The organism is Pseudomonas sp. 15A4 (assembly GCF_016925575.1).
Lineage (GTDB): Bacteria > Pseudomonadota > Gammaproteobacteria > Pseudomonadales > Pseudomonadaceae > Aquipseudomonas.
In genome coordinates, this window is record NZ_CP068986.1 from 4,780,759 (window position 1) to 4,795,952 (window position 15,194).

At 61.7% G+C, this 15,194-nt stretch carries 12 protein-coding genes and 1 pseudogene; 7 read left to right on the top strand and 6 right to left on the bottom strand.

The annotated features are described in order from the left end of the window. Positions 1-750 precede the first annotated feature (750 nt). The 4 genes from JN403_RS21210 to JN403_RS21225 form a co-directional block, all read right to left on the bottom strand. Positions 751-4,332, bottom strand: a complete 3,582-nt coding sequence (locus tag JN403_RS21210) for a molybdopterin cofactor-binding domain-containing protein (protein WP_205484135.1) — start codon at positions 4,330-4,332, stop codon at positions 751-753. Then, entirely contained in the window at positions 4,329-4,847 is a 519-nt protein-coding gene (locus JN403_RS21215) for a (2Fe-2S)-binding protein (protein ID WP_205484136.1), read from the bottom strand. Before JN403_RS21215 ends, JN403_RS21210 begins: the two co-directional genes overlap by 4 nt. A gap of 139 nt (positions 4,848-4,986) precedes the next feature. Next, positions 4,987-5,445, bottom strand: a complete 459-nt coding sequence (locus tag JN403_RS21220; protein WP_240356716.1) for a MarR family winged helix-turn-helix transcriptional regulator — start codon at positions 5,443-5,445, stop codon at positions 4,987-4,989. 588 nt (positions 5,446-6,033) lie between these two features. Continuing rightward, on the bottom strand, positions 6,034-7,083 hold the full coding sequence (locus JN403_RS21225; protein ID WP_205484138.1) for a 2,5-dihydroxypyridine 5,6-dioxygenase: 1,050 nt from the start codon (positions 7,081-7,083) through the stop codon (positions 6,034-6,036). Positions 7,084-7,442: 359 nt separating this feature from the next. On the opposite strand from JN403_RS21225, the gene JN403_RS21230 reads away from it, so the two are divergent. The 4 genes from JN403_RS21230 to JN403_RS21245 all read left to right on the top strand — a co-directional run bounded on the left by JN403_RS21230 (position 7,443) and on the right by JN403_RS21245 (position 11,566). After that, on the top strand, positions 7,443-8,591 hold the full coding sequence (locus JN403_RS21230) for an FAD-dependent monooxygenase (protein WP_122535180.1): 1,149 nt from the start codon (positions 7,443-7,445) through the stop codon (positions 8,589-8,591). After that, positions 8,588-9,406: an alpha/beta hydrolase gene (locus JN403_RS21235; RefSeq protein ID WP_205484139.1), complete on the top strand. Its 819-nt coding sequence runs from the start codon at positions 8,588-8,590 to the stop codon at positions 9,404-9,406. The genes JN403_RS21230 and JN403_RS21235 overlap by 4 nt, the downstream gene beginning before the upstream one ends. 35 nt (positions 9,407-9,441) lie before the next feature. Then, the gene (locus tag JN403_RS21240; protein WP_122624115.1) at positions 9,442-10,089 is read left to right on the top strand and encodes an N-carbamoylsarcosine amidohydrolase; all 648 of its coding nucleotides are present in this window, start codon (positions 9,442-9,444) and stop codon (positions 10,087-10,089) included. Between the two features lie 163 nt (positions 10,090-10,252). Further along, positions 10,253-11,566: an MFS transporter gene (locus JN403_RS21245; protein WP_205484140.1), complete on the top strand. Its 1,314-nt coding sequence runs from the start codon at positions 10,253-10,255 to the stop codon at positions 11,564-11,566. A 90-nt stretch (positions 11,567-11,656) separates the two neighbouring features. Here the strand turns inward: JN403_RS21245 and JN403_RS21250 are convergent. Further along, positions 11,657-12,474 (bottom strand): annotated as a pseudogene (locus JN403_RS21250) (aldo/keto reductase). Between the two features lie 921 nt (positions 12,475-13,395). Here JN403_RS21250 and JN403_RS21255 point away from each other — a divergent pair. Further along, entirely contained in the window at positions 13,396-13,731 is a 336-nt protein-coding gene (locus JN403_RS21255; RefSeq protein WP_205484141.1) for a hypothetical protein, read from the top strand. 80 nt (positions 13,732-13,811) lie between these two features. Here JN403_RS21255 and JN403_RS21260 read toward each other — a convergent pair whose 3' ends face one another. Then, positions 13,812-14,153 carry a carboxymuconolactone decarboxylase family protein gene (locus tag JN403_RS21260; RefSeq protein ID WP_205484142.1) on the bottom strand — a complete coding sequence of 114 codons (342 nt, stop codon included), beginning with the start codon at positions 14,151-14,153 and terminating at the stop codon, positions 13,812-13,814. Between the two features lie 112 nt (positions 14,154-14,265). On the opposite strand from JN403_RS21260, the gene JN403_RS25950 reads away from it, so the two are divergent. Both JN403_RS25950 and JN403_RS25955 read left to right on the top strand, forming a co-directional pair. After that, positions 14,266-14,775 (top strand): cupin domain-containing protein, encoded by a 510-nt coding sequence (locus JN403_RS25950; protein ID WP_345945826.1) that lies wholly within the window; start codon positions 14,266-14,268, stop codon positions 14,773-14,775. Then, positions 14,760-15,188, top strand: coding sequence for an AraC family transcriptional regulator (locus JN403_RS25955; RefSeq protein WP_345945827.1), 429 nt, complete (start codon positions 14,760-14,762; stop codon positions 15,186-15,188). The genes JN403_RS25950 and JN403_RS25955 overlap by 16 nt, the downstream gene beginning before the upstream one ends. The last annotated feature ends 6 nt before the right edge of the window (positions 15,189-15,194 follow it).

Below are 15,194 nucleotides of genomic sequence, written 5' to 3' on the forward strand. Positions count from 1 at the left end.
GAAGGCGCCAGTACATCCGCTGAATATTCTGTGGCTGAGATACCGCTTTCGTGAGCAAGCTCACTCCCACAGGGGCCAGTACATCCGCCAGATATTTAGCGGTCGAAATGCAGTCTGTGGGAGCGAGCTTGCTCGCGAAGGCGCCGGTACATCCGCTGAATATTCTGTGGCTGAGATACCGCTTTCGTGAGCAAGCTCACTCCCACAAAGGCCAGTACATCCGTTAGATATTTAGCGGTCGAAATGCAGTCTTCTTGAGCAAGCTCACTCCCACAGAGGCCAGTACACCCGCTAGATATTTAGCGGTTGAAATGCAGTCTTCGTGAGCAAGCTCACCCCCACAAGGGCCAGTACATCCGCTAGATATTTAGCGGTCGAAATGCAGCCTTCGTGAGCAAGCTCACTCCCCCAAAGGCCAGTACATCCGTTAGATATTTAGCGGTTGAAATGCAGTCTGTGGGAGCGAGCTTGCTCGCGAAGGCGCCGGTACATCCGCTGAATATTCTGTGGCTGAGATACCGCTTTCGTGAGCAAGCTCACTCCCACAGAGGCCAGTACACCCGCTAGATATTTAGCGGTTGAAATGCAGTCTGTGGGAGCGAGCTTGCTCGCGAAGGCGCCGGTACATCCGCTGAATATTCTGTGGCTGAGATACCGCTTTCGTGAGCAAGCTCACTCCCACACGTACTTTATTCAGCACAGGTCCAGCGCAGTCCCTGAAGAGTCAGTAAATCCCTCAGGCTTACCCAATCAGTGCGTTCCGGGATTGGCTTTCAAATGCGCCACCTTCTCTGACAACCCCGCCCATTGCGGCTCATTCGGCGCAAAGCGGTTGCGCAGGTAGGCGGCCAAATCGCTGATCTGGGTATCGGACAGGCTGTCCTTGAAGCCCGGCATGTAACCCAGATCTGCCGTCGCCGGCTTGTCTATTCCCTGCTGAATCACTTTGATCAGATTGTCCGGCAGCGCGCTGTGGACGTTGGTATTGGTCGCCAGCGACGGGCTCACGCCAAACAACTTCGGCCCCAGACCGTCCGCGTGACATCCCTGGCACGAACCTTCGAACACCCGCTGGCCATTGCTCAACGACTGGGGCGAAACGCTCGACTTCTGTGCCAGACGGGTCGCCGTTGCCGGACCGACATCAGCGCTGCCAGACGCAGGCTCATTCAACGCCGCGAGATACACCGCCATCGCCCGCACATCGCTCTTCGGCAGTTTCGCCAATTCCGACACCACCGGCCCCATTGGTCCCGCCGCGACACCGTGGGCATCGGAATACCCGCTGCTCAGGTAATTGAACAACTGATCCTCGGTCCACGGCGTCGGCGCTTTCGACAGGCTGTTGAGCGCCGGCGCTTCCCAGCCGTCCACCATGCCACCCGCGAGAAACGACGTGCCGCCCTTCTCCGCTCCCAGCAGATCCCGAGGTGAATGGCAGGCCGCGCAGTGCCCCAATCCATTGACCAGATACTGACCGCGATTCCACTGCGCGCTTTGCTGCGGCTGCGTCTGCACCTCGCCTTTGCGCAGGTACAGCGCGTTCCAGCCGGCCATCAACGGCCGAACATTAAAGGGGAAGCGCATGTCATTGGCGGGCTGCACCTGTTTCACCGGCGTCTGCGACATCAGGTACGCGTACAGCGCCTGCATGTCGGCGTCCTCGATATTTCTGAACGCCGTGTAGGGAAACGCCGGATAAAGGTGTTTGCCATCGCGACTGATGCCGTCACGCATCGCCCGCTCGAACGCCGGATACGACCAGTTACCGATGCCGGTTTCCGGGTCCGGGGTGATGTTACTGCTATACAAAGTGCCAAACGGCGTTTGCATCGCCAGCCCGCCGGCATTGCTGGCGCCATTCGGGGCGGTGTGGCAGACCGCGCAGTCGCCCACGGCCGCCAGCAAACGCCCGCGTTCCAGGGTCGCCGACGACCAGGTGCCCGCTGAAGGCGGTGTGATCGGCGCGATTTCCCCACGCCAGGGCAATGCGGTCGCCGCCATGCCGAGCAACGCGCCGAACGCTGCAAACAACGAACCAAACAGCCATTTCGAACGTTTGGCTGTTGGCGATTGCGGCGGTTGGCTATTGGATTGCGTGCCAGCGCTGTTCAATGCGGCAAGGATGCCCTCGGCGGTAATCGGCAGTTCGCGAAAGCGAATCCCGGTCGCGTCGTACACGGCGTTGGCAATGGCCGCGGCACTCGGCACCGACGCCGACTCCCCGGCACCCATGGGCGGCTCGGCCTGGCGCGGCATCATCATGACGTCGACCTTCGGCACTTCCGGGAACGTCAGAATCGGATAACCGCCCCACTCCTTGCTGGCCACGGTCGACTCTTCGAACGTCACCCGTTCCTTGAGCACGCGGCTGGTGGACTGGATGACGTTGCCGTGAATCTGATGCTGCACGCCGGCCGGGTTGACCATCATCCCGGCGTCATGGCCGATCACCACCCGGGTCACCGACACGTCGCCGGTGTGCTTGTCGATCGCCACGTCTGCGACCCACGCCGCCCACGCCGCGCCGAAGCCGGGAAACTTGCTGTGGATGTAGCGCGCGTAGGCAAAACCGCGCCCGCGCAAGACGCCGTCTTCTTCGGGAATTTGCATCGGTTGGGTGCGGGGTGTCCAGTCAGCTCGGGCGGCGGTGGAGCGAACCAGTTCGGCAGCGCGCTCGTCGTGCAGATAACGAAGCCGGTATTCGATCGGGTCGACGCCGGCGGCGAACGCCAACTCGTCGATGTAGGACTCATGCGCAAACGTATTGGGAAGCGCCGACACGCCGCGCATCCACGACGCCCGTACGATCGGCGCCATGTCGTGAATGGTGACGCGCATGTGTTCGATGTCGTACGGCGGGATCGAGGTGCGGTCGCCCATTTCGAACATCGTCGCCACCGGCTCCACGCGCCCGGTCAGCAGCAAGGCCAGCGTCGGCGAATTGTTCGACGGATAACGGGTGCTGAAGTCATACCCGGCGATGCCGCCATCGGCGTTGAGCCCGCCGTCGACTTCCATCAATTGCGCGGTGCCTTTCGGCTCCCACGCGTGTTCCTGCTCGCGGGTCAGTTGCACGCGAACCGGCCGGCCCACGGCGCGGGACAGCAACACGGCATCGGCGCAGACGTCGTCGGCGCAGTTGCGCCCGTAACAGCCGGCCGCCTCCATGCGGATGATGTCGATGCGCTCTTCGGGGTATTCCAGCAGCCAGGCCAGATCGGCGCGGAGCATGTGGGGGTTCTGCGTGCCGGACCAGACCCGAACGCCTTCTTCGCTGTAGTCCGCCAGCCCGCAAGAAGGTCCGATGGAGCCGTGAATCTGGTAAGGCCACAGATAGGTTCGCGTCATTCGCTCGCTGGCCTGGGCCAAGGCGTTTTCGACATTACCCTGATCGAGCACCACCCGCTGAATGCTCGGGTTGTCGCGAATCGCCCGCTCGATGTTGCTCATGTCCGGCAACTGGTGCTGCCACGGTTTCCAGGTGACTTTGAGTTCGCGCGCCGCCTTCGCCGCCTGCTCTTCGCGCATCGCAACGATACCGACGAAATCGCGAATCACCACCACGCGGACGATGCCGGGAATGTGGGCGATGGAGGATTCATCTACTTCCAACAAGCTGGTGCCAACGAAGTCGCCGGTGTCGTAACCGGCGTAGGGCGGACGTACGACACGGCCGTGGAGCATGTCCGGCAGACGCATATCGTGCACGTAGGTCAATTCGCCGGTGGCCTTGCCCGGAATGTCCACGCGGGCGGCGCCCTGCCCCACCAGCTTGTAGTCTTCCAGCCGCTTGAGTGGTGCGTTGCCGGAGATGCGCAACTCGACACGCTGATCAACCAGCAGCTGGCCAAAGGTCAGTTCGCGACCGTCCTGCGTCTTGATCACGCCGCTGTCGATGACCAACGAATCCACATCGACCGACCACTGCTCCGCGGCCTGTTGCAGCAAATAGCGCCGCGCCTCGGCGGCCGCGTTGCGCAGGGGAATGGCGGAAATCTGCAGCGTGGCGCTGGCAATGGTCGCGCCCTGATTCGGCGCACGTTCGGTGTCGCCCAGGATCATCGTCACCTGATCCATCTGCAGGCCCAGCTCTTCGGCGACGATTTGCGTCAGCGAAGTGCGAATGCCGGTGCCCAGATCGACGTGGCCGTTGAAGGCGAAGACGCGGCCGTCCTGATGGATGGCAATGAACAGCCCCAATTCCACGGGCCGGACGGTGGGGGTGCCGCCTTTGGCGACCGGACCGGATGGCGGGAGGATGTCGTCGACGATCAGCAGCACGCCGTTTTGGGCGAGCAATTCATCGCGCGTGGGCAAAGTCTGGGTCATTGGACGGGATCCGGGCTGGGCTGATGACGTGCGGCACGCAGGACCGCACTCAGGATTTCCAGGTGCGTGCCGCAGCGACACAGGTTGGCCGACAGTTCGTTGCGGATCTGCGCTTCGGTGGGGTGCGGGTTGCGGTCGAGTAACGCTTTGGCGGTCATGATCATGCCGTTCATGCAGTAGCCGCATTGCGCGGCCTGTTCGTCGATGAAGGCTTGCTGCACCGGATGCGGGCGATTCCGCGAGCCGATGCCTTCCAGCGTGGTGATCTGCCGTCCTTGTGCGCCCGCCAGCGGAAACACGCAGGAGCGTGCGGCAACGCCGTCGATGATCACCGTGCAGGCGCCGCACTCGCCCAGGCCGCAGCCGTATTTGGGGCCATTAAGGTGCAGGTCGTTGCGCAGGATCAGTAACAGCGGCGTGTCAGGCATTGCCGTAACGCTCGTGGCCTGACCGTTGACGTTCAAGGTCACGGTCTTCTCTGCCGCCCGCTGTGGCTCGCTTGTGTCAGCCGTCATGTGTTACCTGCTGTAGCTTGCATTTGATGAAGTGATTACTTCATGAAACGAGAGCAGGAAGCATGCCAGCGGAGAAAAGGCTGTAGGACGATGGAGTTTTCGGGAGGGAGATGACGCCTGGCGAGAGGGTCAGGGGGCGTTATTCGTCGCCCTCATCAATCAGTTTGCGCAGCAGAAACAACACGGCCACGCGTTCGGCGGGGTTGAGTTTGCTCAGGGTCAGCTCACTGATCTGCGCGGCGCGAGGCACGGTTTCCTGCACCCGTTGCAGGCCGCTATCGGTCAGGCTGCAGATGACTTTGCGGCGATCCTGCGGGTCCGGCTCAAGACTGATCAAGTCCCGGGCTTTCAGGCGATCGACGATGCCGCGAATGGTCGCCTGATCCACCGCCGTGGCCTTGACCAGCTCGGTCTGCGAGCTGGGGCCGTGATCGCGCAGCGCGCACAAGGTCACGAACTGCACCGCCGTGAGCTGCGAATCGCCGACATTCTGCTGGAAGATCGCCAAATGCCGCTGGTAGGCCTTGCGCAGCAGATGGCCGACCTGCTCGGAGAAGGTGTAGGACGAATTGTTGTTGGAAGGGTTGTCAGTAGACACGGATGGCTCGTTCGGCAGGATCGGGGAAGTGGTGGCTACAGTAACGTTTGCGGGGGTTGAGGGGAATCTTCGGAATGAGTGAGTTGTGTCGTGACCGGACACGGATGACCCGGCCTTGCTCATACCCTGTGGGAGATTCTATGGTTGTCATCAAGCCAAAATCCCTCTTTTGATCGTTCCCACGCTCCGCGTGGTAACGCCGCCTCGGACGCTCCGCTTCCCGCAGACGACGCGCATTCAGGCCGGGGAAGGTGACGCGGAGCTTCACGGGATGCATCCCACGCAGAGCGGGGGAACGATCAAGATCAAAAGCTTCCCGGCTGAAGCCGGTCCCACAGAATGCACGCGCTGCTTTTAGTGGGACCGGCTTTAGCCGGGAAGAGGTCAGCCCAGGCGCCGACAGTATTGCTGATCAGCCACACTTCCTGTGGGAGGGAGCTTGCTCGCGAAGACGGTATTCCTACCGTCGGATCTCTGGTGGATGTACCTGCCTCTTCGTGAGCAAGCTCACTCCCACAGGGACCGCGTTCTGAATGCGATCGCGAGCAAGCTCACGCCTACGGGTCTCACGGTCGCGGGGAAGCTGCCTCAGGCTTTCGATGCCTCGGGCGCCATCACTTCCCCCGCCAGCACCACGGCCTGATCATCGAGATATATATCGCAACGACGCAGCGGGATATCCAGATGGCACGGGGTTTTTCGGGTGCCGCCGACTTCGGTATTCGGCCCTGTAGAAAACAGGAAATTGCCATAGAACGCCCGGGCGTCCATGCACATGCCGTCGTTCTTGTCGTGCAGGCCCATGGCCGTCCACTGTGCGCGCGGTTGCAGGCCCCACCCGATGTGGGAAATCCCGTAGACCTCCGGGTCGTTGAAGTACTTCAGGTATTCGCGCAGGTACTCAGCCTCGAAACCACCGTGAATCCCGGTGATAAACCCCTTGTCGATCTCCAGCGTGATTTGCTCGCGGGAATAGGTTTTGAACGGCAGGACGATGTCGCCGACATCAATGACCAGCGTGCCCTCGGCGGTCTCTTCGTTGGGCCAGGAGAACAGAAAACCGCTGGGCCAGTGATCCCAGCGGCCCGGCTCGTCGGCGAAACCGTACTCGGTCACTGAAGGGTATTGCCCCAATTGCGCGCGGAAATCGCTGCCGGCGCGGGACTTCACCTGAATCGACCGGGCCGCCTTCAGCACCTGTTCGGCGGCCAGCACTCGCTCTTTGTCCGCGACTGTCGGCAGCATCCGCGCCAGCACTTCCGGCGGTTCCACCGCCAGCAGAATCCGCGTGCCGGTCTTGAGGATCTGCTCCTGCTCCGGCGAGTGCAGCAGCATCATCGTGTCGACGATCAGGTCCGCCGCCTCAAGGGCACGTTGTGCCGCAATATTGCCGGTCAGCGCGGTGTCGCCGCAGTAGGCGGTCATGTCGTTGCCCATGGCTTTGGGGTGATTGAACGACGGCAGCTCCACCGCATACACCTTGGCGCCCAAGCGTTGAGCAGCGTCCATCGCGGCACGCACCGTACGCGCATCGGAGTAGTGGCTCTTAAGCACCGCGACACTCTGGGTCGCGTCCACTTTCGACAGTTTCAGGACGTGCTCGAACATCTGGGTCAATTCGCAATCGCTAACCGGCATCTCTTTTCTCCTCTGGGGCGGATGACGAGCCGGATGCACCATTGCAAGGCGTCGCGCATCAGACCAGTGCATTTTTTAAAGCGTACACACTTATTAAAAGCGATAAGACATCAATCCGTGCGCCGCTGCAATAGGCACGCCATTCTGATACCTAACCACACAGATACCAGCAGATATGGGTTACAGCGAGTGACATGCCTGTTTGCGACACCGCCGGCCGTTTCTGGAAATATCGGTTCACTTTTAAAATTATCAGCGTATACACTTTAAAAACACCGCTACGAGACAATCAATCTCGCCTCGCGGTCATTCAGAGCTCCTGTGACTCAGAACTCACGAAACACGAGGGAATGCGCGCCATGCCAACCACGCAAAAAATCGCCATCGTCGGATCCGGTCTGGGGGGCGCTGCGGCTGCGACGCTGTTGCAGAAAGCCGGTTTCCACGTCGACATCTACGAACAGGCCCCTGCGTTTTCACGCATCGGCGCCGGGATCCACATGGGCCCGAACATCATGAAAATCTTCCGGCGCATGGGCATTGAGCAACAGCTCAGCGACATGGGTTCGCACCCGGATTTCTGGTTCAGCCGCGACGGTGCGACCGGCGACTACCTGTCGCGCATCGCCCTGGGCGAGTTCTCGCTCAAAGAATACGGCGCGGCCTACATCACCGTGCACCGTGGCGATTTGCACGCACTGCAGATGTCGACGCTGGCGCCCGGCAGCGTGCACTTCAGCAAGTGCCTGACCACCCTGGAGGAACGCGAAAACGGCGTGCGTCTGAACTTCGCCGACGGCACCCATGCCGACGCCGACATCGTGATCGGCGCCGATGGCATCAATTCCAGGATTCGCGAAGAGCTGTTGGGCCACGAGAAACCGCTGTACAGCGGCTGGGTCGCCCACCGCGCGCTGATCCCCAGCGAGGTGCTGAGCAAATACAACCTGGAGTTCGAGAACTGCGTGAAATGGTGGAGCGAGGACCGTCACATGATGGTTTACCACACCACCGGCAAGCGCGATGAGTACTACTACGTCACCGGCGTGCCCCATGCCGCATGGGATTTTGAAGGCAACTGGGTCGACAGCAGCCGGGACGAAATGTACGAAGCCTTCGCCGGGTATCACCCCACCGTGCAGGCCCTGATCGAGTCCACTGAAACCGTGACCAAGTGGCCGCTGCTCAACCGCAACCCGCTGCCGCTGTGGAGTCGCGGCCGCCTCGTTTTGCTCGGCGATGCCTGCCACCCGATGAAGCCGCACATGGCACAGGGCGCTGGCATGGCCATCGAAGACGCCGCGATGCTCACCCGCTGCCTGCAGGAAACCGGCCTCAGCGACTACCGCACCGCGTTCCAGCTGTACGAAGCCAATCGCAAGGAGCGCGCCTCTCGCGTGCAAGCGGTTTCCAACGCCAACACCTGGCTGCGCACCCAGGAAGATCCGGCCTGGGTCTACGGTTACGACTTATACGGCCAGGAGCTGAAATCGGGGGTGGCGGCATGAGCACCTTCATTCAGGGTGGCAACGTTCAGGCCAACGGCATCCGTCAGCATTACCTGCGCTACGGCGGCGACATACACGCGGGCAAACCGGCGCTGATCCTGATCCCGGGCATCACCAGCCCGGCGATCACCTGGGGGTTCGTCGCTGAACACCTGGGCCAGTCTTTCGACACCTACGTGCTGGATGCGCGCGGTCGCGGGCTTTCTTCCACGGGACCGGATCTGGATTACAGCGTCGACACCTGCGCCGACGACATCGGTGCGTTCGCCGCCGCCATGGGCATCAACAGCTATCACCTGACCGGCCATTCGATGGGTGCGCGATTTGCCGTACGCGCTTCGGTGCGTTGTCCGCAGGGGCTGAAAAGCCTGGTGCTGATCGATCCGCCCGTGTCCGGTCCGGGGCGTCGTGAATACCCGGCGAAGTTACCGTGGTACGTCGATTCGATCCGCCAGTCGCAACAGGGCATGAGCGCGGAAGACATGCGCGCGTTCTGCCCGACCTGGACCGAGGAGCAACTGCAGCTGCGCGCCGAGTGGCTGCACACCTGCTACGAACCCGCCATCGTGCGCGCCTTCAACGACTTCCATGACGTGGATTTCCATCAGGACCTGCCGAACCTGCCGGTCCCTGCCCTGCTCATCGTCGCCGAGCGTGGGGGCGTGATTCAGGCGCAAGACGAAGCCGAAATCCGACAGCTGCAACCGAACATTCTGATCGCGCGGGTGGAAAACGCCGGGCACATGATTCCGTGGGACAACCTCCCGGGGTTCTTTGCCGCGTTCGGGGATTTTCTCGGTACGCCGCTCAATTAACGGCCTTTGCTTAATACGATGAACAGGAGAACCCAATGACCGACCCACAAAGCGCGGACGCCAACTATCAGGGCGTCTGGGGCAATCGCATCGGTTTTGGTGCGAAACCGGCCCTGTTGATGATCGATTTCATGCAGGGCTACACCCAACCCGGTGCGCCGTTGTATGCGCCGGGCGTGGTCAGCGCGGTGGCCGAAAGCGTCGAGCTGCTGGCCTGCGCACGGGAACACGGCATCGCGGTGGTGCACACCAATATCCGCTACCACCCCACGCATTTCGCGGACGGCGGCATGTGGGTGAAAAAAGCGCCGGTGATGAAGGACATGGTCGAAGGCAATCCGCTGGCCGCGTTCTGCGAGGCCGTGCAGCCGTTGCCCGAAGAGGTCGTCATCAGCAAGCAGTACGCGAGTTCGTTCTTCGGCACGTCACTGGCATCAATGCTGCACGCCCAAGGGATCGACACCGTCGTGCTGGCCGGTTGCTCCACCAGCGGCTGCATCCGGGCGACAGCGGTAGATGCCGTGCAGCATGGTTTCCGGACCATCGTGGTGCGGGAGTGCGTGGGCGACCGTCACCCCGATCCCCACGAAGCGAACCTGTTCGACATCGACAGCAAGTATGGGGATGTGGTTGGTAAGCAGGAGGCTATGACGCACATGCGAGCGGCAACCGGTAAGCGATGAGCTGCAAGCTACAAGCGGTAAGCCGCAAGTGAAGAGCACGCGGTCCCCTCTTGCAGCTTGAAGCTTACCGCTTGCCGCTTCTTCCCCATATGACAACACCGCAAACACAGGCAAAATCAGCCGCCGCCGCGCTCACCGGTCGTAGAACCGCCAGGAGACACCCATGCCCTCTGCGAATGTAGAAACCTCCGCGAACTTAGCCGCGGACCCGATCAAGGCGCTGTACAGCAAGATCACCTGGAAGCTCATTCCCTTCCTGTGCTTCTGCTACCTGGCCGCTTACCTGGACCGCATCAACATCGGCTTCGCCAAGCTGCAGATGCTCGACCAGTTGCACTTCAGCGAGACCGCGTTCGGGCTGGGCGCCGGGCTGTTCTTCGTCGGCTATATCCTCTTCGAAGTGCCGAGCAACCTGGTGCTGGAAAAGGTCGGCGCGAAAATCTGGATCGCGCGGATCATGATCACCTGGGGCTTGCTGTCGTCCTGCACGCTGTTCGTCAGCACGCCGACGCAGTTTTACGTGCTGCGCTTTCTCCTTGGCGCCGCTGAAGCGGGCTTTCTGCCCGGCGTGCTGTTCTACCTGACCACCTGGTTCCCGACCTACCGCCGTGGCCGCATCATCGCGTTGTTCATGATCGGCCTGCCGCTTTCAAGCGTCATCGGCGGCCCGCTGTCGGGCTGGATCATGGGCCATTTCGACCAGACCGCCGGGCTGCGCGGCTGGCAGTGGCTGTTCCTGATCGAGGGCATTCCCAGCGTGCTGCTGGGGGTGATGACGTTCTGGGCGCTGCCGAATAATCCGAAAGAAGCCAAATGGCTGAACAGCACCGAACAAACCCTGCTGGAAGGCGAACTGCGCCTGGACGACGTTGAGGGCAAAGACAGCAAGCACAGCTTTCGCGACGGCTTTTTCAATCTGAAGGTGTGGATGCTCGGCGGCATCGACTTCTCGATCCTGCTCAGCGCATACGCCATGGGCTTCTGGATGCCGACGTTCATCAAAAACGCCGGGGTCACCGACACCTTCCACATCGGCGTGCTGACCGCATTGCCCAGCGTGGCCGCGCTGATCGGCATGCTGATGATCGGCGCCAGCTCCGACCGCCGTCGCGAACGTCGCTGGCACATCATCGTGCCGTTCTGGATCGGCGCCGTGGCCATGGCCGCCAGCCCGTTCTTCACCCATAACCTGGTCGTGACCGTCGCGCTGTTCGCCGTCGCTTCGGCCGCGATCATTGGCGCGGTACCGGTGTTCTTCAGCCTGCCGGCAACGTTCCTCAAGGGCCGGGCGGCAGCGACGGGTTTCGCGTTGGCCTGCTCGCTGGCGAATATCGCCGGGCTGGTGAGCAACTCGATGATGGGCATCGCCATCGACGTCACCGGCAGCAGCGCCGGGGCGTTGTGGTTCTTCGCCGGGTGTTTGATTTTGAGCAGCCTGCTGGTGGTGGCGTTGCCGGCGAAGCTGGTGAATAGATGATGACCGGGCCGGTGTCGGCCAAGCCTCAGGACCGAGGACCGATTGATTGACGCTGAAGCGTTGTAAATAAATCAGTCCCCTGACTGGGGCTCACCCCACCAATGCAATCAGCTGTTGCCGCTGGGCGTAGGTGAGCAACGGACCACGCGCAGCTTCGGCGTTTTCCTTCATGTATTTGGGATTGCCCGTACCGGGGATCGCGCACGTCACCGCCGGGTGTGAGATCAGAAACTTCAGCGCCAGTTGCGCCCAGCTCCTGGCCTGAACCTCCCCGCCCAGCCCGGCAGCGGCGTGTTGCGCAAGCGGCCGAGCAGACCGCCGCCACCGAACGGCCGATTGCAAATCACCGCCACTCCCCGCTCACGGCACAGCGGCAGCAGCCGTGCCTCGACAGCGCGATCGTCCAGTGCGTAATTGATCTGCAGAAAATCAAACGCCTCAGCCTTCAGCGCAGCTTCCACCTCGGCGTAGGCCGATGGGGTGTAGTGCGTCAGACCGATGTAACGAATCCGCCCTTCCTCTTTCCACTGACGCAGCGTCGGCAGGTGGGTCTTCCAGTCCAGCAGGTTATGGATCTGCATGAGGTCGATGCGCGCGGTTCGCAATAGCCGAAACGACGCTTCCATCTGGGCAATGCCTTCGTCCCGTCCTCGGGTCCAGACCTTGGTCGCCAGGAACGCTGGCGATGACGGCTGATGGATCGACAGCAACTCGCCGGTGGTTTCCTCGGCGCGGCCGTACATCGGTGAACTGTCGATCACCGTGCCGCCCGCCTGAAACAGCTGGTCGACCACAGCGGGCAGCAGTTTGTACGCGTCGCTGGCGGGTTCGACATCGAACCCCCGATAGGTGCCAAGTCCGATCATCGGCAAGGCTTCACCGCTGGATGGAATGTCTCGCGTGAGCATGTTCCGCTCTCCTGGTTGACCGGGCGATGTGCCGGGTGGTGGGGCCTCGGATGCTTGCGCACGGCGCCCGAAGGCGTCAAGAACCAGCGCCGCCGAGGCACCTGCTGCCAGGGTGATCAGTCTTCTGCGGGTGAGCGGGCGTGGGTCGGTCACGGGCATGTCTCCGTGGCGGGCTGACGTGAGCGCACAGTGATTGATCGACCCCTCGCGTGCGCCGTGGGTTCAAGTCTGTACGACCATCTGCGCAGATCGCAGGTCCGCGCTGGAACTCAATCACTCCCCGTAATTATTCGGAATGACGCAGAGCGTCTCTGGATGCATTCCCACGCGGAGCGTGGGAACGATCGAAAACCTCTGAACCGGGGACAGATTAATTTACGGTGAAGCGTTGTAAATAAATCTGTCCCCTCTAAACACCGCAAGAATGCCTGCGCCCCGGCCGGCCTCTTCCCGGCTAAAGCCGGTCCCACTAAAAAGCACACTGCGCCCCCCGTAGGACCGGCTTCAGCCGGGAAGCCTTTGATCTTGATCTTGATCTTCAAACACAAGAATCCCAGACGACATCAATCGCGACTTGGGTGCAGGCTGAACGCAGGTCTCGCGGAGTGGGCCGAGCCGCATGGATGCGGCGAGAGCGCCGTCAGGACATGGATGTCCGTTCGGCGCGGGCCCACGGAGCGTCGTCGGAGTGAGGGAACCCGACGAAGTCGGGCCCAACCGAGAGCAAGCACCCTTGGTTACTTGGGGATGGTGCGACTTTCGACTTTTCCAAGTAACTCGCCGAAGGCGAAATGTCTGCCGTTAGGCAGACGCTCCCGATCTCGCCGAATACCGCAAATACCGCGACCACCTGCGCAGATCGCGGGAACGCTGGGCAGCCCCATGCGTCAGAACTCCATCTTGAACACTGGAAGACACGAAATGAAAACCGTCATTACCCTGAACGAACTCGCCAACGCCGACCTGCGCCCCTACACCGAAATCTGGCTGACCTCGCCGACTGCCGTTCGCGAACCCGGCCACACCGATGACGAACTGTGCCTGTGGCGCGCCAACCAAGTCTTCTCCCACGACATGCTCAGCGAAGGCACCCATGGTCAGAACGTCATGCCGGTGTGGCTGGTGGTTGACGACATCGACGACTCTGAGCAGGTGCTTGAAGTCGAAACACAAGTGCGTGAACGCCTGCTGACCGCAGGGCTTGAAGGGGAGTTTTATCCAGCGGAGGTGGGCGAGCGGACGGACGGGATCAAGTGATTTAACCGAGTACAGAAGCTACGCGTAAGGCCGGCGAATATACCTGCCAGCCTTTGCGTATCGCCGCGAGTTACCGCGATTTATGACTTCAGCGCGTCATACGCTTCCAGCGCGTGCATGGAGTAGATGTACGCGGCGCCGGCATTCAACGAGATCGCGGTGGCCAGGGCGGCGGCGACTTCTTCGCGGGTCGCGCCAGCGGCAATCGCGGCCTGGGCATGGGTGCCGAGACAGCCGTCGCAGCGAGTAGTGACGGCAACGGCGAGGGAAATCAATTCGCGGGTCTTGGCGTCGAGAACGTTGTTTTCGGCAGCGGCTTCGCCAAGGACCATGTAGGCCTTGACCATTTTCGGGTTGGATTTGGACAGCGCACCAAACGATTGCTTGATGGTGGAAACCAGATCGGGCCAATTGCTGAACATGTTGGTATCTCCTGAGGGCGGCGACTAGACTGCGCCGGAACACCTTCAGTCTCCGCCAACCACGGCGCGGCGACTTGCTCGTTTGGCTCATTCTTTTGTCCGAAAGTCGCCTATGAATGCCATTGATACGCTCATCGCCCTCGCTGACATCCGCGGCAGCCTCGACCTTCGCTGTCAGTTTCAGGGTGACTGGGCCCTCGACCATGCACAGGAACCCGCCGGCACGTCGCCCTACCACATTGTGCTGGCCGGGCACTGTCACGTTGAGATGGCCGATCGACAACGATTGACCCTGACGGCAGGGGACATTCTGGTTCTGCCGCGAGGCAGCCAGCACCTGTTGTTGAGCCCCGGCCAGCGCGTGACGCCTTCTCGGCCCCAGCGCCGGACTGACGCAGGCTTACTGCCGATGCAACGCTTCGGCGACGGGGTCGAGCTGGATTTACTGTGCGGCCGCTTCATCCATCAGCCCTACGCGATGCTGTTCTCGTCCCTCCCCGATCATGTGAAGGTCTCGACCCAGGCGCTGGGCAGCGGCGACCCGTTGCCGGCGCTGGTCGCGCTGTTGCGCAGTGAAGCGGACGCCAACCTGGCGGGGGCCAGTTCATGGTCAATGCATTGACCTCGGCGCTGTTCACCCTCGTCTTGCGCGAGCACCTTGGCCAGTTCCCGCAGCACACCGGGAGCCTCGCGCTGCTGACAGACAAACGGCTGGGTCGGGCGTGGCAGGCCATGCTGGAAAACCCGGCCCACGACTGGAACGTCGACGCCTTGGCTGAACGGGCGAACATGTCCCGCGCGACCTTCATGCGCGCGTTCACGAAACTTAGCGGCAGCTCGCCGTGGACGTTGCTGACCCAGGTTCGCATGCAACGGGCCTATGGATTATTAAGTGCGTCGAAAGAAGGCCTGAGCGACATCGCCGCTCAGGTCGGCTACCAATCCCAGGCGGCGTTCAGCAAAGTCTTCAAGGACACCTACGGGATAGCGCCCGGTCAACTGCGCCGCAGCCTGATCAGCGCTGTCGACGGGTGACCCATG

Coding starts and splice junctions, on each gene's coding strand:
- JN403_RS21210 (WP_205484135.1), bottom strand. CDS start 4,332: ATGACCCAGACTTTGCCCACGCGCGATGAATTGCTCGCCCAAAACGGC.
- JN403_RS21215 (WP_205484136.1), bottom strand. CDS start 4,847: ATGACGGCTGACACAAGCGAGCCACAGCGGGCGGCAGAGAAGACCGTG.
- JN403_RS21260 (WP_205484142.1), bottom strand. CDS start 14,153: ATGTTCAGCAATTGGCCCGATCTGGTTTCCACCATCAAGCAATCGTTT.
- JN403_RS25955 (WP_345945827.1), top strand. CDS start 14,760: ATGGTCAATGCATTGACCTCGGCGCTGTTCACCCTCGTCTTGCGCGAG.
- JN403_RS21245 (WP_205484140.1), top strand. CDS start 10,253: ATGCCCTCTGCGAATGTAGAAACCTCCGCGAACTTAGCCGCGGACCCG.
- JN403_RS21235 (WP_205484139.1), top strand. CDS start 8,588: ATGAGCACCTTCATTCAGGGTGGCAACGTTCAGGCCAACGGCATCCGT.
- JN403_RS21240 (WP_122624115.1), top strand. CDS start 9,442: ATGACCGACCCACAAAGCGCGGACGCCAACTATCAGGGCGTCTGGGGC.
- JN403_RS21225 (WP_205484138.1), bottom strand. CDS start 7,083: ATGCCGGTTAGCGATTGCGAATTGACCCAGATGTTCGAGCACGTCCTG.
- JN403_RS21230 (WP_122535180.1), top strand. CDS start 7,443: ATGCCAACCACGCAAAAAATCGCCATCGTCGGATCCGGTCTGGGGGGC.
- JN403_RS25950 (WP_345945826.1), top strand. CDS start 14,266: ATGAATGCCATTGATACGCTCATCGCCCTCGCTGACATCCGCGGCAGC.
- JN403_RS21255 (WP_205484141.1), top strand. CDS start 13,396: ATGAAAACCGTCATTACCCTGAACGAACTCGCCAACGCCGACCTGCGC.